The sequence below is a fragment of the Bacillus cereus group sp. BceL220 genome (assembly GCF_051776965.1).
Classification (GTDB): domain Bacteria; phylum Bacillota; class Bacilli; order Bacillales; family Bacillaceae_G; genus Bacillus_A; species Bacillus_A cereus.
Genome location: NZ_JBPWBC010000006.1, coordinates 245,326 through 270,363, shown reverse-complemented (window position 1 = coordinate 270,363; position 25,038 = coordinate 245,326). Strand labels below are relative to the sequence as shown.

The following is a 25,038-nucleotide window of genomic DNA, read 5'->3' as shown; positions in this document are numbered from 1 at the left end:
AATATTAGGGGGATAAAGATAAAAATGCACATTAAAGATCGAAGTTCGATTCATGAAAATAAAGAAGTAGAAGCGTTTTGGAAGGAGCAATTATCTTCCGAGGTTCTCGATTTTTCTGTATTTAATAGCGATTACCAACTAAATAAAGAAACACCTTGTGAGTACGTTCAAGTCATAGTGAATGTAGAGTTTAGTAAAAGTATACAAAAAATAAGTAAGTCTCAAGATTTATTATTATTTAGCTGGTTTCAAGCCGCTTTAAGGGTTTGTTTGGCACATTATACAGATCAAGAAAGAATTACTATTGGTATTCCTATAATTGAAAAGAATCTTGAACAAAGTGAGAATCTTAATAAGTTGATTCCTTTAGGAAGTGAAATCCATCCGCATCACCCCTTTAAACAATTAGTAAATGAGATTGAACAAACGACTTTATTCGGGTATGAAAATCAGGAGTATCCGCTCTCTGAATTATTAGTTAAACACAATTTAACTCCTTTTCAAATTGTAATCGGGATGGAAGGATTACATAATGAAAATTCACTAGAAGAATACGCAGAGAATAATTTAGTCCTATGGATACGAAGAAAATGGAATGAAATACATAATGAATTTGAATTTCAAATTTCTTGCAAGTCCCGTTCATTCTCTTCTTTGCAACAGTTTGCCAATTCGTATTGTTATGTTTTAAAGCAAGTTTCACAAAACCCGAATTTGGCATTGAAAGATATTTGTATTATTGCAGAAGAAGAAAAAGAGTTGTTAGAAGGATTGAATACTTTTCAAACAGGCATAGACTTGTTTCAATCATTTCAAGATTTGTTTGAAGCGCAAGTATTAAAAACTCCAGATCAAATTGCTGTTGTTTGTAATGATCAATCTTTGACATATAGAGAATTGAATAAGAAAGCGAATCAATTGGCTTCTATCCTTCAAAGTAAAGGTGTTTCAAAAGAAAGTATTATTGGCGTTATGGTAGATCGGTCATTAGAAATGATTATTGGTATGATGGGGATTTTAAAAGCAGGAGCAGCCTATTTACCAATAGACCCTAACTACCCAACTGAACGAATTGAATATATGTTACAAGATAGTCAAGCAAAATATTTACTTAGTAAGCGAACAGAGGAAGTGTTGCCACAATTTGCGGGTGAAGTACTGTATCTTGATAAAGAATATCTTTTTCAAGGTGAAGAAAGTAATTTAGTACGAGAACATAATCCTAATGATTTGGCTTATGTTATTTACACATCAGGATCGACAGGAAATCCAAAAGGGGTAATGATAGAACAAAAATCGCTAGTTCATTTTTTAAATGTAATGAGAGAAAAAGTAAAGGCTAATCAATCATTCTTGTTTCTTGCTAGTGTATCTTTTGATATTTCCTTGTTAGAAATATGTCTTCCTTTAACGCAAGGTTCAAAAGTAGTAATTGCTACAGAGGACCAGTTTGCAACAAAAGAATTGGCTCATTTGGTCAAAAAACATAAGGTGGATTTATGGGAATCAACGCCATCGCGAATGGAAGTGATTTTGAGTGATCCAGAAGGGGCAAATTTTCTAAAAGATTTAAAATCTATTTTATTAGCAGGAGAAGCATTTTCCATTGATTTGGTTGAAAAAATTCGTTGTATCAGTGAAGCAAAAATTTTAAATATTTATGGTCCCACAGAAACAACCATTTGCGCAACAGTAAAAGACTTGAGCACTTCCAAAGAAGTTACGATCGGCAAACCAAATCCGAATTATCATTCCTATATATTGAATAAGTATGGCCAATTAAAAGCATTTGGAATTCCCGGTGAACTATGCATTGCTGGAGTAGCGGTAGCACGAGGGTATCTTGGTAAAAGTAAACTGACAGATGAAAAATTTGTACCGAGTCCTTTTATGGCAGGGGAAATGATGTATCATACAGGTGATCTCGTTCGTTGGTTGCCTAATGGAGAACTTGAGTATTTAGGTCGAATGGATCATCAAGTGAAAATTCGGGGGTATCGGATTGAATTAAGAGAAATCGAAACTCAATTAAGGGAATATCCAGAAATAAACCAGGCTATCGTTGTTGATCAAGTGTATGGAAATAGGAAATTATTAGCTGCCTACTATGTATCGGATAACAAGGTGTCTTTTGGTGAAATCAGAAAATATTTAAGTGATAAATTACCTGAGTTTATGATTCCTGAAAAAATGATTCAGGTAGAAGAGATTCCATTGAATCCAAATGGAAAAGTGGATAGAAAAAGGTTATTGGATATAACACAAACGGATTATATATCAATTCCATACGTTGCCCCGCGCAATGAAATTGAACAAAAATTAGTGCGTGCGTGGGAAAAAGTTATGGAGATTGAGGGAATCGGTATTCATGATAATTTTTTTGCATTAAAAGGAGAATCCATTAAAGCACTTCAGGTAATTAATTTATTAAGAAAAGACTGCTTAAAAATAAGTACAACAGATTTTTTTAAGCACCCTACAATCGCTCAACTGAGTTCTTGTGTAAAGTTAGAGCATAAAGAGGAAAACTTTGAAAGTAGACCAACTCATGTTAAAGATTTGTCTAATCCATTTTCCTTAACAGAAGTTCAAACAGCGTATATGTTAGGAAGGAATTCACAGTTTGAATTAAGTGGTATTTCACCTCAAACATATTTTGAATATGAAACAGCATTGGATATCAATCGTCTTTCAAAAAGTTTTCAAAAGGTAATCCATCGTCATCCAATGTTGCGAGCTGTAATTTTACCAGAGGGAAAACAGCAAATATTACAAAGCGTTCCTGATTACGAGATTGAAATAGTGAGTCTCATAGATTTAGATGATAGGAATCAAAATGCTCGCATACAAGAAGAGCGTTCTCGAATGACTAACCATGTATTCCCTTTGGGGCAATGGCCTTTGTTTGAATTGAAAGCTTTTCTTTTAAAAGAAGACACATATTTATTATGTTTTCGATACGATGCTTTATTAATGGACGGAGCAAGTATGAACATTGTTGGACAGGATTTGTTGCATTATTATTATAAACCAAATCAAAAATTAGAATCTTTATCTTTTGATTTTCAAGATTATATGTTTATCTATGATGAAATGGAACAAAGCGAAGAATATAAAACAGCAAAAGATTATTGGACAAGTAAGCTTCCTGACTTTCCGTTTGCACCTTCTTTGTTGTTAAAAAAGGATCCAGCAGAGATTGCTACTCCTAAATTCCAATCACTTACTAAGATCCTGGACAATGAAAAATGGACAAAGCTACGAAAGATAGCACAAGAGAAAGAGGTAACTCCTTCCGCTCTACTTTGTACAATATATGGTGATGTGTTGGCATATTGGAGTAATCAATGTCGATTAGCAATTAATTTGACTGTATTTAACCGTTATCCTGTTCATGATGAAGTAGAACAGATTGTAGGAGATTTCACATCGCTTATTTTGTTGGATGTTGATGTAAAACCAGAGCAAACTTTCTTTACTAGAGTAAAAGAAACGCAATCTACTTTATTAGATGGCCTTGAACATCGTCATTACGATGGAGTTAACTTTATTCGAGATTTTACTCGATATCATCAAATGACACCAAAAGCAGTTATGCCAATCGTTTTCACCTCGATGTTAGCAGGTGCAGGTGCTTTCTCTTGGGAACAACTTGGTTCTCTTCGCTATATTCATGCTCGGACTCCACAAGTGTATTTGGATAATGTAGTAATTGAAAAAAATGGAGAGTTACTAATTAGCTGGAACTATGTTGAAGAGTTGTTTGATGTTGATGTAATAGAAGCAATGTTTTCCCAATTTGTTGACTTATTGGAACAATTGGTGAAACAAAGCGATATAACATCTTTGCAGATGAAAGAATCGGATCAAACTTTAATTAAGCAATACAATGAAACAACAGAAAAAATACCTTCAACTACTCTGTATCAATTATTTACAGACCAAGTAAAACGTACACCGGATGAAGTAGCAGTAGTATTTGAACAAGAATGGTTAACATACACGGAACTTCATAAACGCTCCAATCAAATTGCCCACTTCTTAAAAGAGCAAGGCATTGGTCTAGGTGACAAAGTGGGTCTTTTAGCAAAAAGGCGAGTTGACACAATTGTTAATATGTTAGGTATTTTAAAAGCAGGTGCTGCTTATGTTCCGATTGATCCCGATCATCCTTTAGATCGCCAAACATATATTTTAAAAAATAGTTCATGCAAGCTTTTATTAGAACCTAGTCTTTATGAAGAAAATCATTTGTCATTTTATACAACAAAAGATATGCCCGCTATTGCTGGTCCAGAAGATATTGCCTATATTATATACACTTCAGGAAGTACAGGAAAACCAAAAGGAGTAATTATTACTCACCAAGCGGTTACAAATACTATTCAAGACATAAATCAAAAATATGAGGTAAATGAAGATGATCGTATTATTGGTATCTCTTCCATGTGTTTTGACCTATCTGTATACGATATTTTCGGAGCTTTAAGCACAGGTGCAATGTTAGTAATGATTCGTGATCCGAGAGACATGCAAGAATTAATCCGCACTGTCGAACGTAGAGGGATTACAATTTGGAATACAGTGCCTGCAATCATGGATTTGGCATTGGATCAAGTAGGTTCTCATTTTGAACATTCTTCTTTACGTTTAGTTTTACATAGTGGAGATTGGATTCCGCTTTCTTTACCAGAAAAAATAAAACGACATTTTCCGATTGCAGAAGTAATTTCACTAGGAGGGGCAACAGAAGCATCGATTTGGTCAATTTATTATCCGGTCAAACAGGTGGAATCACATTGGAATAGTATTCCATACGGGATGCCCTTGGCAAACCAAACGTATTATGTGTTGAACTATGAAAAGAAAATGTGCCCTGTTGGTGTAATTGGAGATTTATATATCGGGGGAGTGGGCCTTGCTAAAGGATATTTAAATGATGAAAAGAAAACAAATGAAGCGTTTGTGTCACATCCTGATTTTGGTCTTATATACAAAACAGGAGATTGTGGAAAAATGCATTCTGAGGGATATATTGAATTTTTAGGCCGCCAAGATTACCAAGTGAAAATTCAAGGATATCGAGTAGAGTTAGAAGAAATCTCTCATTGTCTTCTAACTTATAAACAAGTCGAACATGCTCTCGTAATTGATCAAACAGATGAGAACGGAATAAAATTTTTAGTTGCATATGTAGTAACTGAGCAAAATATTAGTACAACAGAACTACGAAAGCATTTGCGAGATCACTTGCCAGATTATATGATTCCTTCTTATTTTGTTTATTTGGACCAATTACCCCTGACTCCAAACGGGAAATTAGATAGAAAAGCGCTCCCTACTCCGCAGAAACAAAAAAATGAAGTATTTATTGCTCCAAAAACTGAAATGGAAAAAATATTAACTAGTATTTGGCAAGAAGTACTCAAAATAGATCAAGTTGGAGTAAATGATCATTTCTTCGCCTTAGGTGGAGATTCGATAAAAGCGATTCAAGTGTCCGTTAGACTGTATCGACAAGGATTCGAGCTTGAACCAAAAAATCTATTTTCATTTCCTATATTAAGAGACATGGTTCAATTTGTTAAAAAGCTAGACCAGTTTTCAAGTTCACAAACAAATGATGTAAATATAATGAACGATAATAAAGCTACATTACTAAATGTTAAAGATAAACAACTTAATCAACATACACTTACCAAAATACAAGAAAAAATGCCGGATATAAAAATAGAACGTATTTACCCGTTAGCACCTTTCCAGAAAGTTATTTATGAGCATGCTACGAATGAACCTGATACAAATGCATATTTTGAACAAACAATTTGGGCACTTGAGGGGGAGCTGGATATTAAACTCTTTATTCAGTGTTTCCAACAATTAGTTGATCGTCATGATTCTTTAAGAACAATAATTGTGCAAGATGAACAAGCAAAACCTTGGCAAGCTGTTCTATATAATGTTCAAATAAATTCAGAAATAAAAAACTTGATTGAGATGACGAAACAAGAACAGCAAGAATTCCTAGATCAGTGGATGAATGAAAATTTAAGTCAAGGATTTAAAAATAGTGAACTTATGACCCGTCTCTGTATATTCCAACTAGGTAATAACGAGTATAAGGTAATTTGGAGTTCCCATCATCTATCATGTGATGGTTGGAGCGTCAGCATTTTGATAGACGAATTATTCCAGCTCTACGAAACTACAAATGCGGGAACTACGGCGGAGTTACCTATGGTAAAACCTTTTGAAACATTTATAGATTGGACTTTGGCACAAGATCATGAGAAAGCACGTCATTTTTGGCGAGATTATTTATCAGGATACAATCAGAAAATTAGTATTCCTAAAAAGAAAGTCCCATCTAAAAGTGAAGGGTTAAACTTCACTTTTACGGATTTAACATTAGACAAGGATTTGACTGATCAGTTACAGACATTTGTAACTAAAAATAATATAACTATGAATACGGCATTACTAGCTGTATGGGGAATATTGCTTGGCAAATTTAACGGAACGAGAGAAGTAGTATTGCCTAATCTAGTATCAGTCAGACCTCCCGAAGTAGAAGGAATTGAAAATATGTTCGGTCTGTTCACAAATATTTTGCCTATCCGATTAGCATGGACAGAAACGCAATCTTTTGTGGACTTCCTGCAAAAGGTACAACTAGAGACATTGAAATGTAATGAGTATGCATACTATTCATTTGTTGATATACAAAAGCAAAGTGAATTAAAAACTGAGTTGACTGACCATCTTTGGGTTTTTGAAAACTATCCAACTAATCCAGCAATCTTTTCTTCAAATGAAAACAGACATTTTGCTATCACGGATTACGAAGTCGTTGATGAGCCACATGTAAAGTATGGAATTATGTGCTTCCCTGAAGAAAAACTTACAATAAAGTTTGGATTTGATCAAACCGTATATGAAGCAGAGAAAATACAGGAAATATTAAATCACATTTATGGATTAATCAACATGATTCTTCAAAATCCAGTACAAGCAATTGGTGATTACAAATTATAAAAAATGAAAAGGCGAGCAAGAACTCGCCTTTTTAAATAGAATAGGAGCAAACCAAATGACAAAAAATTTGCAGTTATCAGCCGAAGAGATGCGTCAGTTAGGATATCAAGCGGTTGACTTGATTGTTGATCATATGAATCATTTAAAAAGTAAACCAGTTTCAGAAACGATTGATAGTAATATTTTTAGAGACAAGCTAATTGAAAAGATTCCGGAAAACGGATCTAATCCAAAAGAATTACTTCATTTTCTTAATAACAATGTGTTTAATCAAATTACTCATGTGGATCATCCTCATTTTATGGCTTTTGTGCCAGGTCCTAATAATTATGTTGGTGTATTAGCAGATTTTTTAGCAAGTGGGTTTAATGTATTTCCTACAGCTTGGATAGTAGGTGCAGGTGCCGAACAAATTGAATTAACGACAATTAACTGGTTAAAATCAATGCTAGGATTCCCTGAATCAGCTGAAGGACTATTTGTCAGTGGCGGTTCCATGGCTAATTTGACTGCACTTACTGTAGCAAGACAGGTTAAGTTGAATAATGAAATCGAAAATGCGATTGTTTATTTTTCTAACCAAACTCATTTTTCTGTAGATCGAGCACTTAAAGTATTAGGTTTTAAACAGCATCAAATTTGCCGAATTGAGACAGATGAAGATTTAAAAATTTCAGTTAGTACTTTAAGAAAGCAAATAAAAGAAGATCGATTAAAAGGGAAAAAACCATTTTGTGTTATTGCGAATGCAGGGACAACGAATTGCGGAGCGGTGGACTCCCTCGATGAATTGGCTGATGTATGTGGTGATGAAGATATATGGCTACACGCGGATGGGGCTTATGGAGCTGCAGCAATTCTCAGCGAAAAAGGAAGAGAGTTGTTAAGAGGAATTCATCGTGTTGATTCTTTGACGTTAGATCCGCATAAATGGCTTTTTCAGCCTTATGATGTTGGTTGTGTACTCATTCGAAATAGTCAATATTTAAGTGAAACGTTTCGTATGATCCCAGAGTATATTAGGGATACGGAAACTAATATAGAAGAAAAAGTGAACTTTGGGGAGCGTGGAATTGAACTTTCTCGTAGATTTAGAGCATTAAAGGTATGGCTTTCTTTTAAAACATTCGGAGTTACAGCTTTTCGTGAGGCAATTGATCATGGCATTATGCTAGCTGAACAAGTTGAAGAATTTTTAAGGAAAGAAAAAGATTGGGAAGTAGTAACACCTGCCCAATTAGGAATTGTTACTTTTCGTTATATTCCATGTGAGCTAACATCTACAGATACAATTCATGAAATAAACAAAAAATTGGTGGAAGAAATTAATCAAAGAGGATTTGCTATGCTAAGTACGACTAAATTAAAAGAAAAAGTAGTAATTCGACTTTGCTCTATCAACCCAAGGACAACAAAAGAAGAAATACTTCAAATCATGATGAACATAAAAGCATTGGCAGAGGAAATAAATACATCGTCTAAACATCTTATATCTGTTTCTCAACCTTGATATATTAGGCGGATTTTACATATTAATAGCCGATTTCAAATGAGAATCGGCTATTATATTTAAATGATAATAACACTCACAAATGTATACTATTTATGAGTGTTTCTCTTGTAATGGGATTAAGCCTCAACCTTAGATACTCGTTTGAACCCAGTTTTTATTGCTTGTACTATTTCGTTCACAGCATAAATAGATACATCGGCATTTGGATTTAACCCTTCAAACCAGTGATAGGCATTTGGATATAAATGAAACTCGACATCAACACCAGCTTGCGCTAGTTTGCTTATATAGGTTAATGTTTCGCTTCGGAATGGATCTAATTGACCTACAAATGTGTAAGTATACGGTAAGTCACTATAATCCTCAGCTCGAGAAGGCGCTGCATATGCAGGGATTTGATCCATTCCATACATTTCTCCTAAATACATTTTCCAGCCAGCTTCATTTGCCTTTTGGTTCCAAACAAATCCTTCTTTAATTTCATTCGCTGAAGGTGTATTATTTCGGTCATCAATCATTGGATATAGTGGCATTTGTAAACAAATTGAAGGATATTTTCGATCTCGTGCTAATAATGATAATGCTGCTGTTAGTCCACCGCCAGCGCTTACTCCTGCAACTCCAATTCGATTCGAATCAATGTTTAATGACTTTGCATTATCAGCAATCCATTTTAAAGCTGAATAACAATCCTCAATTGGTGCTGGGTAAGGGTGCTCAGGTGCTAAGCGGTAGTCTACAGACACGACCACACAGCTAGCTTCTTTTGCAAACCTCATACAAGTATCATCGTTATCATCTATAGACCCTAAGATATAACCTCCACCATGTATCCATAATAAGACAGGTAAAGATTCATGATTTGATTTTGGACGATAAATTCGTAATGGTAACGGATTATCATCAGGCCCAACAATGACTTTATCTATTAAAGAAAGGGAGTCATCAACAACGGTAGGTGGTCTCATTTGAGCTATTCCTTCTCTGATTGATTGCAAATTTTCTGGGCGTAAATCGAGATCCGGAAACATCTCTAACCCTTGTAATAATTCTGGATTTACTCTAGTTTTCATTTTAGCACCTCTATTTGTAATTGTTTTCAAATAAATGAAGTGTATTCTAAGTAGTTTAATTGTGAAAGAACACCACAATTAAATTGTAAATTGGATATGTTATAACGGTCAACAGAATATTCGGAAATTAAAACCTTTCTCAAGAAGGAGTTTCATGCAATTAATAATACAAGTAGCGGATTTAAGAGCAAAGTGTTTTAATGTCGTTGTAATTATGTACATTAGAAAAATTTCTTTTCTAGACTCATGAAGAATTATAAAAAGCAAAATTTTATAGATAGTTATTTTAAAAATAAACAAAAAGAGAAGAACTAACCAATGTTCTTCTCTCTTTTTCATATGTAATTAGGGTATCCATAAATGTAAATACGGATGGTATAGATTAATGGATGAATAATTTATTTTTAAATTAATAACGTAATAAATAAAGATTTTTGTATGTAATATTGCATATACAGGGACCACTAGTGAAAATGCTGACCAATGTTTTTCCACATGGTAAATTAGTTCCTTAGTTATTTATTTTATTTCATTTTCAATCGTGTAAGGCTTGGGGCTAAGATTTACAAAGGTGACTAGTAAAAAATATAACAATATAAGTATAAGATTTTGTACTTAGTAATCTCACAATTTAAGACCTGTCATTGGATAAGTGCAGGGAGTTCAATCGATTTTGAATAAAATTGATTGTATCAGTTGCAATTTTTTTACGTTTAAGAACTATCCCGGCATGCCCACATGTATAAATATATCGTGTAGGCCTTTCCCAAGATTCCCACAAGTAGTCTGTATCCTCAGAATGCACATATAGATCGTGCTTACCTGAAATCAATAAAATATTTTCTTTTTTTACTTTTGGTAATGCTTGACTCGGTTCAGTGATTTTCCAATAATCTATTAAATCATCATACGTTACACCATGATGTTCCAAGTCTTCTCTAATAAATTTACCTGGAGTTGTATTCCAAATTGAATAAGAAAGTCGATTTGCATAGAAAATGGATGCTAACACATCAATTTCTTCTTCAACAAGAGAGGTTAAGTTAGTAATAAATCCACCTAAACTAATTCCTATTAGAATCAGGGGACCATTTTTATTTGCTTTAATCCATTTAATCAAAGCTCGTAAATCAGCTACAGCTTGTCTAGTTGCTTGTACTGTTCGTTCAATATTTGCACTTACCATATACTCTCCACTGAAAAAGGATTGATCGGGTTTTCTTTCAAAATGATAGGGTAGAGTGAAATAATACATATTCCACTTCAGGCTGGTCATATGATGGTGGAATATTTTTTCACACGTTCGTTAGAATCCATTCTCCAACCGTGAACAAAGATAACATGAGGTGCATTTTCATTTTTATGTAAGAATAATTCCCCAGTTACAGAGTCGTTGCGTGAATCACCGGATTGAACCGAACTTTTATATTTGAATTGCCCAACCATGTATTCCTTTTCCTGTTTTGAATGCTTAATGTCAAAATGAATATAGGATGGTTTTACGTTATAAAAAGATTCTATGTCCTTTATATTTAATGAAGTGTTAGATAGGGAAGTATACTGAAACGCTACACTTCTTTTTTTGTGTAAATCATATAAGGCGTACCGATCAATGAGTTTTGAAAAAATCAAATTAACCTCCTCCAAAATACATATTGTTTAAAACATGGACAAAATTTATGTTGTAAATTAATTATAAAATATTCTCTTTTCCTAATAGTAGGTGCTTGAATTATAAAAACAGGTGATAAATTTGCATATTATATTATAAAGCTTACAATAAATAATTTATACTAAAATTTAAGAAGCAAGTTAATATTCTTATCCATATAAAAGAATGTTAACTTGCTTCTTTTCTTATTAAAAGATGTAATTTCTATGAGGAACTACTTACAATTCTCAAATAAATATTCACAAATAGGTTCTCTATATTTATTGTATAGAAATTATACAATAAATATATTTTTTATATTATATACATTAAATTAAGCTTAACCTCTCTTTTCTATAAGTCTCTTAAATTGACTAACTCCTTACCGAAATTCAAAAACGACTGAGTTTTTGAATTTGTGTTCTAGCTTTTTTGGAACAGGTAAATAACTACACATAAACTCCTTGTATCTCTAGTTAAACTACCGATTAGCTCCATATGAACTCTAGATAACCTATATAGAATACAAGTTATCAAGGAGGTAAGAAAAAATGAATTTTATGAAACGAGCAATTCTCAGTATGAAAAAAAGGATAGGAACATCATTAATTTTGATGGCAGTTTTTCTGATTGTTACAAATTTGGTTCTTTCAGGTTTCACAATCCAAAATGCGTCAAAAAAAGCAGCGGATGCTGCGAGAAAAAAACTTGGTGCAGATGTTACTTTAGGTCTTGATTTCGACAAATTAGGTCAAAAAGCTAAGGAAACTGGAGAAATGCCAAATCCACCGCAGCTCGATACAAAAGAAACAGATCAATTAGCGAAATCCAAGTATGTAAAAGACTATAATTACATAGCTAACACTTTTGGTATTTCTGATGGACTTAAACTAGTAGGAGCTTCAGAAGAAGAAGGAAAAGGTAAAGCCGGAATGGCGGCTGTGCGAGGCGGTTCAAGCTCTGGTACAGAAATAGATATGAATGCTTCTTTTATGATTGAGGGAGTTCGCAAGACTGCATTACAAGAAAGCTTTAAAAACAGAAAAAGTAAAATCATTGATGGAAAGCCAATAACAGAGCAAATGAAGGACCAGAATGTAGCTTTAATGGAAAAACGATTAGCGGAATTAAACAATTTGAAAGTAGGAGACAAAGTTAACGTGCAATCAGGGGATAAGAAGGAAACCCTTGAGGTTGAAATTATTGGTATTTACGAAACAAATGAGCAAGCAATGGGTCAACAGGCTCCTCCTATTATGGATCCAGCTAATAAACTATATATGCCGTATTCAACTATGAAAAAATTAGAAGTAGACCAAGGTATAAGTAGTGTTCAAGTCGTGTATTTCTTGAATGACCCACAATATATTGATTCATTTAAAAAAGAAGCAAAAAAATCTAATATTGATTTTAATTATTATAAATTAGATGCGCATGATTCATTGTACAAGCAAATGATTGGTCCTATCGAAAATATCTCTTCGACTTCTCAAATGATTATTTATATTGTATCGATTGCAGGTGCGATCATTTTAGGATTAATCATTATGCTATCAATTAAAGGGCGTCGTAAAGAAATGGGAATTCTATTGTCTATTGGAGAGAAAAAGTGGAAACTGATGGCGCAATTCGTAGTAGAAGTAGTGTGTGTCGCTATTTTAGCATTTGGATTATCCATAACAACAGGAGCTAAAGTTTCTCAATATATCGGGGATAATTTACTTTCGAATGAAATTGCTACTGCAAGCGAAGAAACAGATACCTCGCAACATGGTACTGTAATGATGGCTGGACCCGGCGGTACTCTACAAAATCAAAAAGAAGATCCAATTGATAAAATTGATGTAAGTGTAACAGGAGAAGATGTAGGAAAAATGGGTGGAATTGGACTAGCTATTGCTATAATAGCAACGCTTCTTCCGGCATTATCTATTCTACGTTTAAACCCAAAACAAATTCTTTTAAAAGATGAATGAGGAGGCTCGATATGGAGACGATTTTACAGTTTAAAAATTTGGATTATTATTATGAAAGTAATGGGAAAAATGTAGCGATACTAGATAATGTTAACTTTTCTTTTCAAAAAGGACATTTCTACACGATTTTAGGACCATCTGGATCTGGTAAAACCACAACTCTGAGCTTAGGTTGTGGACTGGATGTCCCTAAAAATGGTTATGTACTGTATAATGGCAAAGATATTAGAAAAATTGGTTTGGATCGATACCGTAATCAAAATGTATCTGTAATTTTCCAATCTTATAACTTAATTACCTATATGACCGCTCTTCAAAACGTCTTAACAGCAATGGAAATTACAGGTGTTAAAGTGCAAAATAAAACAGCAAGAGCATTAGAATTATTAGAGAGGGTAGGACTCTCAGAAGCTGAAGCGAAACGAAACGTCCTGCAACTAAGTGGCGGGCAACAACAGCGTGTAGCAATTGCTCGAGCACTATCTTGTAATGTTGATTTACTGATTGCAGATGAGCCGACAGGAAACCTCGACGAGGAAACCGCAATGGATATAATAGAACTGTTTCAAGAACTTGCACATAAAGAGAATAAATGCATTATTGTTGTGACGCACTCACAGGAGGTTGCTAAAAAATCAGATCGTGCAGTGTATTTAAGTAAGAAGAAGTTAGTCATAAATGAAATCTAATATAAACATCGTAGCTGTTTAATTCACATATTTTTCAAAAACTAGACCTTTCAAAAGCTTATATTTGATTTATAATACAATCAAGCCATAATCAAAATGGTCTCCCTGTACTGAATGTTAAAATAGTTTGTCGTTCCCGTTTTAATAATATTTGAAAAAGAACTTGTAGAATATCCTACAAGTTCTTTTTATTATAATTGGTTACCTATATCATGGGATAATTACACATAAAAAACGGGACATTACCTAGATGTATGATCTAAATGATGTCCCGTTTCCCTATGTATCTGTATAGTTATTGCAGAACTAAACCTACAATCATAATTAAACTAAATACTATCATCCAACCAAACGCGCAATAGCCAAAAATTCTAATCCATTTAGGTAATTGATTCATGTTAATTTTATTTGTGGGAACTCCTTGCATAGAAAACATCATTTTTTGATCTCTATCTCTATCATTTTGTTGTTCATACATAATATCATCACCTTTCCAGAACTATTGTGTTTATAGTATATCAGCCTAAAGAAAATTATGTACAGAATAAGAGGGGATAACATATATATTATGTGGTGAATTTTATAAATAAAGACATTTAATTGCCATGGTTCTAAGCGCTAATCCGTTATAAATTCTGAAAAAGAGCCCTACATAAATAGGAATCTTTTTCTTCAAATATTAAGTTGCTGGATATACATCAGAACCAAGGTAACGTTCTTTTATAATTTGAAGATGATGAAGCTCATGACCAGCAATGATGTATGCTAATGCACGAACTGTAACTTCAGAATTATTCGCATTTCCTCTTTGTGACCAAGCTTCTTTATCTAAGCTTCTAAGTAAATACAGGGTAGATTGGCGAACAACTATTAAATTCTCAAGAAGATCTTGCATAGATTGCTTATCAAAAGCAGCTCTAAGAACATACATATCATCATTATAGCCTGGAAGTTCTGCTGTCTCGCCTCGAGCGATTGATAACAATCGATACGCCATAATCCGTTCTGTATCTGCTATATGACCGATTACTTCTTTTATACTCCATTTAGTAGGAGCATACCGGAAAAGTCCCTCACTATTAGAAATTCCCTGTAATAAAAGATTCGTTTCCTTCATTTGTTGTTCTAGAATATGTATGATATTTCCGTCTGATACCAAGTTGGTATACGTTGCATAATAGGAGTTATATTCACTTACCTTTGGTCTTATTTGCATACGAATCATCCTTTATGTTTTATGTTTAATCTTTACATATAGCTTATCATAAAAGAATTCCAAATTAATCTGAAAGTTTGAAATTGAAATCAAAAATTATGCTTACTTCCGTAGGTGAGCTATAAATATTGTTTCACATATATAGGAAGGTTCAAGTCGAATGTTCTGCATCCGCTAAATGAAGGGACTACTTCATCATCAAAATAATAAAACTTGTTTATGACAAAAAGATAAGTTTTTTAAATATTATTATGTTTTATTAGATCTATTCCAGTTCATTCTAGTAACTATATATTCAATACGAAACACAAATGAAACAAGTAGAATGAACTTAATAAAGACAAGAAACTATCCCGTTAGGGCTTTCTGAGGCTGCATCAATTTTTTAGCGTGGAAAACACACCTAGATTTCATCGTAGCAAACTAGAAGAAGGGGATTAAAGTTCATCCGTTTTTCTCTCTTGAAAACTAGGATTCAACCCTTTGGAGAGTGAAACACAACCATATTTTATAGCATAAAAAAGCAAGAGGGATGAAGCATTACCATATTAAAACATCAAAATCGGATAGTGTCATAAATGTATTTACTACATTCAAAATGTGAACACTTATTATTCTTTAGCGTGGTCTCAATTTATTGAAAAAGCTATTCTTTCCTATTATTGTATAGAAAGAATAGCCTGTTTTGTCCGTTATATTTTTTTATGTTAGTTCAATTGCTATATGCAGCATGACGTAAAAATCCTTGAAATCCCAAATTAAGAAATACTTCTATATTGAACTGGTGATGATAAGTTAATTAAAGTTGATGGATAGCCGAACTCCATAGAATCATCGATAAATTCTTCTAACTGATGCACGGATTCAGTGATTATTTTCACCAAATAACTATATTGTCCAGCTAATCTGTGGCACTCAAAAACCATGGGATTTTCTTTGCAAAAATCCCTGAATTGCTTACATTTTTTTGATTCAAACAATACAAAAGCCGTTACATTCTTATTCAACTTTTCTGGGTTTATAACTGCCCTATAGGCGGTAATTATACTTTTATCTTCTAACTTTTTAACTCTTTCTTTTACAGCAGGTGTCGATAAGTTAACCATTTTTCCGAGCTCAGTCATAGATACCCGTCCATCTTCTTGCAGTATATATATAATTTTTTGGTCAATGTGATCCATTCTCAATAACTCCTTTTTATTTAATGTAAAATACGTATAATAAATTAAATTTTTAAGTTTACCAGATGAAATAACTCATAATTTGTATTTAAACAAAATTATTTAAAATTTATAATTTTAAGTATATCATGAAAATAATGTTATTGGAGGAATTGAAATGGGACTTGAGATGAGAAAACATTGCGAGAAATGCAATAAGAAGATTGAGGCGCAATCATTAGCCTTTATTTGTACACATGAATGTACATTTTGTGAGGAGTGTACAAAATTAATGAACAATGTATGTCCTAATTGCCAAGGAGAACTTGTTAAAAGACCTAGAGCCCTGTCGAATAGTGACTGTCCTATTAGTTTATAACAATATTACTTATTAAGTTTATAGTGAAATAGTTTCTAAAAATACTAGATGGCGACATTATGATTGTAAAAATGAGAAAAGCTATGGATAACATAAATATGTTACATAAAGGAGTTTTTATATTGAAACATGCCTTGCGTATTATTGATGTACAACAAGAATTAAATGTAGATAATTTTTCTGTTGTTCGAACTAGCCACGAGGATTTGTTTCAACCCATTCATAATAATTACAGATAAATCTATACCAAGGGTACAACTCTTACTGAATAATTATCGGAAAGGATTGTACTTTTTATTTAATATACAATAAATCGATGACTTTAATATCATTGGGTTTGAAACTGAAAAATTACTTTCTCAGATACACAAAATCAATGGATTGTGAAATAGATTTTCACGAAATGTTTGATAATCAAATTGCAATTGTAGAGGATGCTTTAATACACCGAAATACAAAAGAAGAGCAAATTCAGGCTGCGAAGAGTGCCTATGATGATTGTATATTAAAGAATCGTAAACAAGAATATCGTTTCATTTAAAACGAAAAGCCAGCCTATTAGTTCCTGATAAGTCTATAGTTACTACAAAAACAAACAAACTCGTCCTACTAAGAGGGGAGGTTGTTTGTTTTTGGTCTAGATAATGGAATCCTTATGCAAAATTGCACACTATGTTCCATATTTTTTATTGAATACTTTATATCTAGCGTTTCAAGAATTTGTTTAACAATATATAGCCCCAAACCACTTCCTCCAGTATTTCGATTCCTTGATTTTTCAATACGATAAAATGGTTTGAAAATTTGTTGTATATCTTCATCTTTAATATTGATACCTGTATTTGTAATTTGTATTTCGATTTGATCTTGTTTAGAATTCTCGCTTAACTTTATATAGACTTTTTCATTATGTGGTGAATACATAACCGCATTGTGAATAATATTTTTACATGCTTTTTCTAAAAGAGCACAATCTGTATAAATAGAAAGATCAGAATCAATTTCTTTTATTATTTCGATGCTTTTTTGAGAAGCAAAAAATTCGAGATCTTTTGTGATTTTACCTATTAACTTTGAAGGATTAACTTCCTCTACTTTTAGTTTGAAGGTGTGTTGTTCTAATTTCGATACGCTTAAAATTTCACGAACTAATTGTTCCATACTTTCAATAATTTGATGATTTTTCTTTAAATATTGATCGCGATTTTGATAAGGGCCAATATTGTAAATCATCCCTTCTAAGTAGCCTTTCATTACAGTAAGAGGGGACTTTAATTCATGTGCTACAATCGCAAAAAACTCTCTGCGTTTTGTTTCTATTTCTCTTTCTTTTTCAATATCATTTTTTAATTGTTCATTTGCTTTTTTTAAATCAAACATAGCTTGTTGTAAGTTAATAGACATGTCATTCAAACTATTAGACAATTCTCCTAACTCATCTGTAGAGCGAACCTCAATTTTTTCGGAGAAATCTAAATTTGCCATCTTTTGTGCACCTTCATTAATATAAATAAGTGGCTTTGTAATAAACCTGGAATAAAAATAAGCACTCCCTATACCAATTACGAGTACAATGATACTAATATAGGGGAGAAAGCGTACTAAAACCTGTGAAGCTTCATCAATCGGTTGAAATGTAGCAAAGACTATAAGCGTTAAACTACCATCTTGGAATTGAATTGGTTTCGTAACGTTATATGAATTGCTAAGGGTACTTGCATTCTCGAATCGTGTTGCTTTAGTAACTACTGTTTTTTGCGTACCACTTTGAATAAAAGAAAACGAAGGAGAGTAAATAATTACCCCTTCTTTATTTTGAAGGTAAAGCATCGCATTATTTTTTTTTGCGTATTCATCAAAAAGTGGTGTCGCATCTTGAAACGTAAGATTTTTAGACTTATCAATGATTTCGTTTATCCCTGTTTGAAGTTGATCTGTTTTATATTGCTCATAAAATGTAGGGAGAAAGAAGTATAAAGTTAAATAAATCAATACTGCAAAGGATAACAAAATGAGAGATGTAGTCATAAAGAGTTTATAAGTGATTTGCTTCATCTTCATAAGTTTCACAATACTATTCATCAATTTTATAACCAATACCCTTTATTGTTTTAATATAAGGGATAGCTAATTTTTTACGTAGATTTTTAATATGTGTATCAATTATTCGTGTTTCTCCAAAATAATCGTACCCCCAAACCTTCTCTACGATATTTTCTCTTGTAAGTACTTTTCTCTCATTTTGAAATAGTAGTTGTAGAATTTCAAACTCTTTTGTCGTTAATATAATTTCAACGTCATTTACATACACTCTATATGCATCCACATCGATACGAACTTCTTTAAATATCAAATGATTATTTACATTTTTATCATAACTTCTTCTAAGTACAGCTTCGACTCGTCTAATCAAAACATGAAATGAAAAGGGTTTTGTTATATAATCATCGATCCCAAGATCGAATCCTTTCATTTGATCTTCCTCTTCTTCCAACGCAGTTAGCATAATAATTGGTACGTTTGACTGACTTCGGATCATTTTAGAAACTTCAAACCCATTAAGATTGGGCATCATAACATCTAGAAGAATTAAATCAAATGATTGCTTATTAAATTGTGTCATACCCTCTAGTCCATCTGAAGCGACTACCACTGTATAATGCTGTGTCATTAAAAATTGTTTAATTAATTCCTGAATTTCTTGATCGTCCTCAACCACGAGGATATGATAGTTTTTCATAATATCACCTCTGGTAGTCATTATAGCCGTACAATCTGGAGTTTATGTGGAGATACAGTAGTAAACTTCATAGGACGTTTACTACCAAAAAGTATTATTAGCTATATTCCTTTTTTATGGAGAAATAATTGCTTAAAAAAACTTATCGTATGAATTGATGTACGATTAATATTTACGAAAAACTAATGTATAATAACGTGAATTGTATGTAGTTTCTTAAAATTCTCGAAAATATACTTTTGCTTCTTTACCAAAAGAGGAAAAGGAATTTCAATATAGAAGAAGCTACTGTAATACTAGAGTGTGTGCCAAGAACTATGGATTTCTTTCATCTAGTTTTTATTTAATCGTTAATCACTACATAACAATGTTCTTGCTAAACCAAAAGTTTAAAGGTACAAACTTGGAGAGATTTATATAATGCTAGAAAGGTTGTGAAATGATTTGATGGGTTATAAAGCGATGCTGTTTGATTTAGATGATACATTACTTGATAGGGATAAAGCAGTAGAGGCATTATTTTTAATTGTTTTAGAAAAGTGTTATGAAAATGTAGATGGTGCGGCTAAAAGCAACATGTTACAGAAATTCAAAGAATACGATAAAAGAGAATATGGCATAAGTAATAAAACGACAGTTTTAGAATCATTGTTTGATGAATTCACGCCGAAGTATAGATTGCCACGCAATTACCTCCAAGATTTTTGGAATAATAATTTCCCTAGATGTTTTTCAATAGACCAAAATACTATTCATTTCTTAAATCAAATAAAGAAGCACTTTAAAGTTGGAATTATAACAAATGGCTCAACTCAGAGGCAAAAAGCTAAAATATTTAACACGAATTTAAATAAGTATTTTGAAACAATCATTATTTCTGAAGAAGTGGGATTTAGTAAACCTGATAAACGTATATTCGAACTAGCATTAAATAAGTTAAATTTACAACCGGAAAATACTTTATTTGTTGGGGATGACTTAGAAAAGGATATTGCTGGTCCTCAAAATGTAAATATAAAAGGTGTGTGGTTTAACCCTCAGAAGATCAAGAATACTACCAAAATACAACCGTATGCCGAGATTAACACTTTGGATAGTTTGTTAAGTTATGTTACTCCACAATATTTTTATAACAAGTAAAAGTAATCTCATATATATTCAAAAATATAATAAAGAGAAACTATCATTAATTTCATTGACCGTATTAGTAATAAAAAATATATACTTACAATAAAAAATAGGGGCGATTTTAATAGCTGTGGCTAATTTAATCTATGATTAATACAAAGTTTTGTAAAACAATTTTACTCATACTGTGTAAATTATAAAGGGGTGGGACTATGGAAATAAAGAAAGTAGTAATCGATGGAATCAATATTGCGGTCATTAGAAATGATAAGGTATTAATATCGGATGTTCAGTCTGCATTAGATACTATGGCAACAGTTCAATATGAGGTAGATGCGAAACATATTATTATTCATAAATCTTTAATAAGTGAAGATTTCTTTGACCTAAAAACACGGCTTGCGGGTGATATCCTTCAAAAGTTTATAAACTACAAGGTAAAGATTGCTATTGTTGGAGATTTCTCTATGTATACTAGTAAAAGCTTAAAGGATTTTATTTATGAATGTAATAAAGGGAATGACATTTTTTACTTAGCAACTGAACAACAAGCAATTGAAAAACTAAGTACATTAAAGTAATAATTATATCCTGCTAAATTCCCCCATTTCACTTAGTTCATAATTATATACGATATAGAAGAACTGATGTTTGTGGTAAACTAAGAGATGAATAAAGGGGGAGTTTTTTTGAACAATTTTAATAATATAATCCGAAATTTAAATAATATAGTTTACAAACCTAACAACTTAATGATTACGAATCTAAAAGAAGAAAAGCAAAACGCAGAATATGCCGGATGTTTATTCCACTTAAATAACAAAACCATTCGTTTTAGAAAATCAAAAGTTACTCCTAATAAAATTGGGCAATTTGTTTCTTTTTGGGAGAAAGATGAAAATATGCGAAATAGAGCTTTCTCTTATGAAGCTGCTCCTGATTTATTAGTAATCACGTGTATTGCTGATAATAAACTAGGGCAATTTATTTTCCCTAAAGAGATTCTTCTTAAAGAAAAAATATTGAGAACACCAAGTCAAACAGGGAAAATGGCAATGAGAATTTATCCTGTTTGGGATACCACTGTTAGCAATCAAGCTAAAAAGAGCCAAACGTGGCAACTTCAATATTTTGTTGATTTAAGTGATATTAATAATTTTCCTATAGATAAACTATTAAATTTATATTCGTAGCTTTTGATTTGCCCCAAAAAGAAGTAATTACAGAAAAGACATTTGTAATGACGCCTTCTATTAATTTACCTCGTGAATCGTAATTTTTGTACCGGTACAGTTAAATGAAATGTACATTGTTACAGTGCCCCTTAAAATTTACAATCAGCATATATTATTTTAACTTATAAATTTTTAAGGGGTGCTAAATATGACAAGTTTACAAGATCAGCTTTTCACAAGATTAAATCTTAAAAAACGTAATGATGTAACGTTTGAAGAATTACCTACCATACTCTTTTCGTTTGCGCATACTATACCATTTGAGAATTTAGATGTTATAGCACGAAATACGAATCAAATCTCTCCGGAAAACTTGCGAGAGAAAATTTTAACTAGTTCCCGTGGTGGACTTTGCTACGAATTAAACACTCTTTTTTACTATTTTTTAAGAGACTGTGGCTATGATGTACAACTGGCATTAGGTACGGTTTATAAAAACGATATAAATGCATGGGCACTTGAGGATGGCCATATAACAATTATTTTAACTTATGATAATGTACAGTATTTAATTGATGTAGGTATAGCTTCGTTAGTACCTCTTGTTCCTGTACCTTTTACTGGTAAGTCTGTTTCTTCAAAAAATGGTTCGTACCGGGTGAGACGAAAAGATACGAGTAAAGGAAATTATGTTTTAGAAAGAATAGATACTGATGGAGAATGGAAAGTTTGTCATGCTTTTTATAAACATAATATTGATGAGATAGTAGTAAATGATGTTCAAAGAAGAGTGATAGAAGATGAGAAGTCTATTTTTAATAAAGGACCAATTGCAGTAAAGTTGACGAACTCTGGCCATATTTCATTAACGAATACAAGTTTAACCGAAATTATTCATGGGGAAAAAACTAAGCGTGAAATTACAGAAGATCAATATAAAGAGTTTTTATATACTTTATTTGCTATTAAGTTATGAATAATAAAGATAGCCGGTTCTTATTCAGAAGCGGCTATCTTTATTATTTTTGGTGTAAATGGTTTTCTTCTAATATGTTTCGGAAACTACGGTATAGTTAATGTTTTTAATGTTTCCTCAGCTTCTTCATATGTATGAAAAATTGGTTCTTTTCCATCATCCCCTTGTAAAACTAGCCCTTCATCTCGGATTACATATGGCATAAAACCACCCCATCTAGTAAAGAATTATGTTCTTTTGCAGCAGAATAATACGATTTAAAGTTTGATTTTCTTAATACATATAATACACTAGAACAGTACGAAAAAGTATGTACAATGAACTTTGAATGTAAAGGAAGATTATTATGTCAGTTATTGATAAATTGAAACTTAATAAGTATACAAATATGGTCGTTATTAACGAACCAAGCGATTATGACATTTTTACAGGTAAAGAAACTGCATTCTCAAAAGAACACGATGCTATCTTTATATTTGTAGAAACGCTTGATGAAATGGTGAAACAAACGAATTTTATTATTAGTAATGAAGAATTACTAATTGAAAAAGGTTACGTATTCTTCGCATATCCGAAAAAAGGTAATGCTCGTTATAGTACGTTTATTCACCGTGATGAGATGTTTCCGGCATTAAACGTTGGAGAAGATGGTTATGTGGGAGAAAGCGATATTAAATTTGCACGAATGGTAAGTATGGATGAAGTCTTTACTGTTGTTGGTTTAAAACGTGAAAAGAAAAAAACAACAAAAACATCTGCTATGAGTCAATGTGTTGCCGATTATGCAGATCGAATTAAAGATGTTGAAGCATTATTAGCTAATCATCCGAATGAACTTAAGTTTTATCAAAGTTTAACGCCTGGATATCAGAAAGATTGGGCACGTAATCTTTTTTCTGTAAAACAAGAAAAAACACGTGAAAAACGTCTAGAGAAAATGATAGAGATCCTTTCACAAGGCTATAAAACAATTGAATTATTCCGTAAGAAGAAAAAATAATGATTAAGAAAGTCACAATGCTGCAACAATTAATTGTGATGAGTGCATTGAAAAAAGCATTCCTTCCATTATACTAAGGAATGTTCTTATATTTATATAATTAGCAAAAGAGAAAAGGTGTTTGAAATGAAATCGTATATTGTAGTTGGATCTGGAATTTTAGGAGCGTCTACTGCTTATCATCTTGCTAAGGCAGGTGCGAATGTTACTATCGTGGATCGCCAACAATTAGGGCAAGCAACTGATGCAGGAGCAGGTATTGTATGTCCATGGCTATCACAGCGTCGTAATAAAGCATGGTATAAAATCGTTAAAGGCGGTGCACGTTACTATTCTTCGTTAATTCAGCAATTAGAAGAAGACGGTGAAACTGACACAGGATATAGTCGTGTAGGTGCAATTAGTTTACATACTGACGAGAAAAAGTTAGATCAAATGGAAGAGCGAGCTTATAAACGACGTGAAGATGCCCCAGAGATTGGTGAAATAACTCGCTTATCAGCTGAAGAAACAAAAAAATTATTCCCAGCATTATCAGACGAATATAGTTCTGTTCATATTAGTGGTGCTGCACGAGTAAATGGAAGATTATTACGCAATGCATTAATAAGTGCTGCGAAAAAACATGGTGCAACTTTTATAAAAGGCGATGCCATATTAGTCCGTGAAGGAAATCATATTACTGGAGTTACAGTAAACGATGAAACAATTTTAGCAGAAAAGGTTATTGTAACTGCAGGCGCATGGGCGAATGAAATCTTGAACCCATTAGGAATTAATTTCTTAGTTACATTCCAAAAAGGACAAATTGTTCATCTGCAAATTGAAAATACAGCAACAGAAAATATGCCAGTTGTTATGCCACCAAACGATCAATATATTTTAACGTTTGACAATGGTCATGTCGTAATTGGTGCAACACATGAGAATGATACTGGTTTCGATCATCGTGTAACAGCAGGTGGTTTACATGAAGTATTCCATAAGGCATTAGCAGTTGCACCTGGCTTAGAAAATGCTACAATGCTTGAAACGAGAGTTGGATTCAGACCATTCACACCAGGATTCTTACCTGTTATCGGGCCACTACCTAACTTTGAAGGAATTCTCGTTGCGAATGGATTAGGGGCTTCGGGTTTAACAGCTGGTCCATACTTAGGAGCGGAACTTGCTAAACTAGCGCTCGGACAACCGATTGAATTAGATTTAAATGATTATGACGTTGCTGGCGCAATTGAATAATATGGAGTACTACTAACATTTATGAAAAACCATGCTAAACAAATTCGACAGAGAATAAGTAGTTTTTCCTCTATTAAGAGTAAGC

Annotated in this window: 18 protein-coding genes and 2 pseudogenes; 12 read left to right on the top strand and 8 right to left on the bottom strand. The window is 32.6% G+C overall.

Annotated features, from left to right (window positions below):
• Positions 1-24 precede the first annotated feature (24 nt).
• Positions 25-7,035 (top strand): non-ribosomal peptide synthetase, encoded by a 7,011-nt coding sequence (locus ACS2FK_RS18145; protein WP_063547460.1) that lies wholly within the window; start codon positions 25-27, stop codon positions 7,033-7,035.
• A gap of 55 nt (positions 7,036-7,090) precedes the next feature.
• The gene (locus tag ACS2FK_RS18140; protein WP_000164806.1) at positions 7,091-8,545 is read left to right on the top strand and encodes a pyridoxal phosphate-dependent decarboxylase family protein; all 1,455 of its coding nucleotides are present in this window, start codon (positions 7,091-7,093) and stop codon (positions 8,543-8,545) included.
• Positions 8,546-8,664: 119 nt separating this feature from the next.
• Here ACS2FK_RS18140 and ACS2FK_RS18135 read toward each other — a convergent pair whose 3' ends face one another.
• On the bottom strand, positions 8,665-9,621 hold the full coding sequence (locus ACS2FK_RS18135; protein WP_000857931.1) for an alpha/beta hydrolase: 957 nt from the start codon (positions 9,619-9,621) through the stop codon (positions 8,665-8,667).
• A gap of 631 nt (positions 9,622-10,252) precedes the next feature.
• Positions 10,253-11,253, bottom strand: a pseudogene (locus ACS2FK_RS18130) (alpha/beta hydrolase).
• 570 nt (positions 11,254-11,823) lie between these two features.
• On the opposite strand from ACS2FK_RS18130, the gene ACS2FK_RS18125 reads away from it, so the two are divergent.
• Complete coding sequence (locus ACS2FK_RS18125; RefSeq protein ID WP_063547458.1) at positions 11,824-13,248, top strand: ABC transporter permease; 1,425 nt, start codon at positions 11,824-11,826, stop codon at positions 13,246-13,248.
• A gap of 11 nt (positions 13,249-13,259) precedes the next feature.
• A complete protein-coding gene (locus ACS2FK_RS18120) occupies positions 13,260-13,937 on the top strand; it encodes an ABC transporter ATP-binding protein (protein ID WP_000447851.1) in 678 nt (225 codons plus the stop codon).
• 295 nt (positions 13,938-14,232) lie between these two features.
• On the opposite strand, the gene ACS2FK_RS18115 is transcribed toward ACS2FK_RS18120, so the two are convergent.
• From ACS2FK_RS18115 to ACS2FK_RS18105, 3 genes are all read right to left on the bottom strand, one after another.
• Positions 14,233-14,415 carry a hypothetical protein gene (locus tag ACS2FK_RS18115; protein WP_000273220.1) on the bottom strand — a complete coding sequence of 61 codons (183 nt, stop codon included), beginning with the start codon at positions 14,413-14,415 and terminating at the stop codon, positions 14,233-14,235.
• Between the two features lie 201 nt (positions 14,416-14,616).
• Positions 14,617-15,153: a DinB family protein gene (locus tag ACS2FK_RS18110; protein WP_023522117.1), complete on the bottom strand. Its 537-nt coding sequence runs from the start codon at positions 15,151-15,153 to the stop codon at positions 14,617-14,619.
• A gap of 758 nt (positions 15,154-15,911) precedes the next feature.
• Positions 15,912-16,334: an Lrp/AsnC family transcriptional regulator gene (locus tag ACS2FK_RS18105; RefSeq protein ID WP_000349584.1), complete on the bottom strand. Its 423-nt coding sequence runs from the start codon at positions 16,332-16,334 to the stop codon at positions 15,912-15,914.
• Between the two features lie 157 nt (positions 16,335-16,491).
• Here ACS2FK_RS18105 and ACS2FK_RS18100 point away from each other — a divergent pair, with 157 nt between their 5' ends.
• Both ACS2FK_RS18100 and ACS2FK_RS18095 read left to right on the top strand, forming a co-directional pair.
• Positions 16,492-16,692 carry a DUF1272 domain-containing protein gene (locus ACS2FK_RS18100; RefSeq protein WP_023522116.1) on the top strand — a complete coding sequence of 67 codons (201 nt, stop codon included), beginning with the start codon at positions 16,492-16,494 and terminating at the stop codon, positions 16,690-16,692.
• 403 nt (positions 16,693-17,095) lie between these two features.
• Complete coding sequence (locus ACS2FK_RS18095; RefSeq protein ID WP_003274441.1) at positions 17,096-17,233, top strand: hypothetical protein; 138 nt, start codon at positions 17,096-17,098, stop codon at positions 17,231-17,233.
• Positions 17,234-17,301: 68 nt separating this feature from the next.
• On the opposite strand, the gene ACS2FK_RS18090 is transcribed toward ACS2FK_RS18095, so the two are convergent.
• Together ACS2FK_RS18090 and ACS2FK_RS18085 are read right to left on the bottom strand one after the other, a co-directional pair.
• A complete protein-coding gene (locus tag ACS2FK_RS18090; protein WP_063547456.1) occupies positions 17,302-18,774 on the bottom strand; it encodes a sensor histidine kinase in 1,473 nt (490 codons plus the stop codon).
• Entirely contained in the window at positions 18,767-19,432 is a 666-nt protein-coding gene (locus ACS2FK_RS18085) for a response regulator transcription factor (protein ID WP_000800727.1), read from the bottom strand. Before ACS2FK_RS18085 ends, ACS2FK_RS18090 begins: the two co-directional genes overlap by 8 nt.
• A 447-nt stretch (positions 19,433-19,879) precedes the next feature.
• Between ACS2FK_RS18085 and ACS2FK_RS18080 the strand changes: the two genes are divergently transcribed.
• The 4 genes from ACS2FK_RS18080 to ACS2FK_RS18065 all read left to right on the top strand — a co-directional run bounded on the left by ACS2FK_RS18080 (position 19,880) and on the right by ACS2FK_RS18065 (position 22,711).
• On the top strand, positions 19,880-20,572 hold the full coding sequence (locus ACS2FK_RS18080) for an HAD-IA family hydrolase (protein ID WP_023522114.1): 693 nt from the start codon (positions 19,880-19,882) through the stop codon (positions 20,570-20,572).
• A gap of 200 nt (positions 20,573-20,772) precedes the next feature.
• Positions 20,773-21,141 carry a DUF4180 domain-containing protein gene (locus tag ACS2FK_RS18075; protein ID WP_000403464.1) on the top strand — a complete coding sequence of 123 codons (369 nt, stop codon included), beginning with the start codon at positions 20,773-20,775 and terminating at the stop codon, positions 21,139-21,141.
• Between the two features lie 87 nt (positions 21,142-21,228).
• Complete coding sequence (locus ACS2FK_RS18070) at positions 21,229-21,753, top strand: MepB family protein (RefSeq protein ID WP_078993721.1); 525 nt, start codon at positions 21,229-21,231, stop codon at positions 21,751-21,753.
• A 190-nt stretch (positions 21,754-21,943) separates the two neighbouring features.
• Positions 21,944-22,711, top strand: a complete 768-nt coding sequence (locus ACS2FK_RS18065) for an arylamine N-acetyltransferase family protein (RefSeq protein WP_023522112.1) — start codon at positions 21,944-21,946, stop codon at positions 22,709-22,711.
• 20 nt (positions 22,712-22,731) lie between these two features.
• Here the strand turns inward: ACS2FK_RS18065 and ACS2FK_RS18060 are convergent.
• Positions 22,732-22,914 (bottom strand): annotated as a pseudogene (locus ACS2FK_RS18060) (hypothetical protein).
• 143 nt (positions 22,915-23,057) lie between these two features.
• Between ACS2FK_RS18060 and ACS2FK_RS18055 the strand changes: the two are divergent.
• Together ACS2FK_RS18055 and ACS2FK_RS18050 are read left to right on the top strand one after the other, a co-directional pair.
• Entirely contained in the window at positions 23,058-23,711 is a 654-nt protein-coding gene (locus tag ACS2FK_RS18055; protein WP_000110844.1) for a YdeI/OmpD-associated family protein, read from the top strand.
• Between the two features lie 126 nt (positions 23,712-23,837).
• A complete protein-coding gene (locus ACS2FK_RS18050; protein WP_063547454.1) occupies positions 23,838-24,953 on the top strand; it encodes an NAD(P)/FAD-dependent oxidoreductase in 1,116 nt (371 codons plus the stop codon).
• Positions 24,954-25,038 lie beyond the last annotated feature (85 nt).

What these genes read in the sequence shown, in the direction of transcription:
- ACS2FK_RS18145 (WP_063547460.1), top strand. Translation starts at nt 25, where the DNA reads ATGCACATTAAAGATCGAAGTTCGATTCATGAAAATAAAGAAGTAGAA.
- ACS2FK_RS18140 (WP_000164806.1), top strand. Translation starts at nt 7,091, where the DNA reads ATGACAAAAAATTTGCAGTTATCAGCCGAAGAGATGCGTCAGTTAGGA.
- ACS2FK_RS18135 (WP_000857931.1), bottom strand. Translation starts at nt 9,621, where the DNA reads ATGAAAACTAGAGTAAATCCAGAATTATTACAAGGGTTAGAGATGTTT.
- ACS2FK_RS18125 (WP_063547458.1), top strand. Translation starts at nt 11,824, where the DNA reads ATGAATTTTATGAAACGAGCAATTCTCAGTATGAAAAAAAGGATAGGA.
- ACS2FK_RS18120 (WP_000447851.1), top strand. Translation starts at nt 13,260, where the DNA reads ATGGAGACGATTTTACAGTTTAAAAATTTGGATTATTATTATGAAAGT.
- ACS2FK_RS18115 (WP_000273220.1), bottom strand. Translation starts at nt 14,415, where the DNA reads ATGTATGAACAACAAAATGATAGAGATAGAGATCAAAAAATGATGTTT.
- ACS2FK_RS18110 (WP_023522117.1), bottom strand. Translation starts at nt 15,153, where the DNA reads ATGCAAATAAGACCAAAGGTAAGTGAATATAACTCCTATTATGCAACG.
- ACS2FK_RS18105 (WP_000349584.1), bottom strand. Translation starts at nt 16,334, where the DNA reads ATGGATCACATTGACCAAAAAATTATATATATACTGCAAGAAGATGGA.
- ACS2FK_RS18100 (WP_023522116.1), top strand. Translation starts at nt 16,492, where the DNA reads ATGGGACTTGAGATGAGAAAACATTGCGAGAAATGCAATAAGAAGATT.
- ACS2FK_RS18095 (WP_003274441.1), top strand. Translation starts at nt 17,096, where the DNA reads ATGTTTGATAATCAAATTGCAATTGTAGAGGATGCTTTAATACACCGA.
- ACS2FK_RS18090 (WP_063547456.1), bottom strand. Translation starts at nt 18,774, where the DNA reads ATGAATAGTATTGTGAAACTTATGAAGATGAAGCAAATCACTTATAAA.
- ACS2FK_RS18085 (WP_000800727.1), bottom strand. Translation starts at nt 19,432, where the DNA reads ATGAAAAACTATCATATCCTCGTGGTTGAGGACGATCAAGAAATTCAG.
- ACS2FK_RS18080 (WP_023522114.1), top strand. Translation starts at nt 19,880, where the DNA reads ATGGGTTATAAAGCGATGCTGTTTGATTTAGATGATACATTACTTGAT.
- ACS2FK_RS18075 (WP_000403464.1), top strand. Translation starts at nt 20,773, where the DNA reads ATGGAAATAAAGAAAGTAGTAATCGATGGAATCAATATTGCGGTCATT.
- ACS2FK_RS18070 (WP_078993721.1), top strand. Translation starts at nt 21,229, where the DNA reads ATGAATAAAGGGGGAGTTTTTTTGAACAATTTTAATAATATAATCCGA.
- ACS2FK_RS18065 (WP_023522112.1), top strand. Translation starts at nt 21,944, where the DNA reads ATGACAAGTTTACAAGATCAGCTTTTCACAAGATTAAATCTTAAAAAA.
- ACS2FK_RS18055 (WP_000110844.1), top strand. Translation starts at nt 23,058, where the DNA reads ATGTCAGTTATTGATAAATTGAAACTTAATAAGTATACAAATATGGTC.
- ACS2FK_RS18050 (WP_063547454.1), top strand. Translation starts at nt 23,838, where the DNA reads ATGAAATCGTATATTGTAGTTGGATCTGGAATTTTAGGAGCGTCTACT.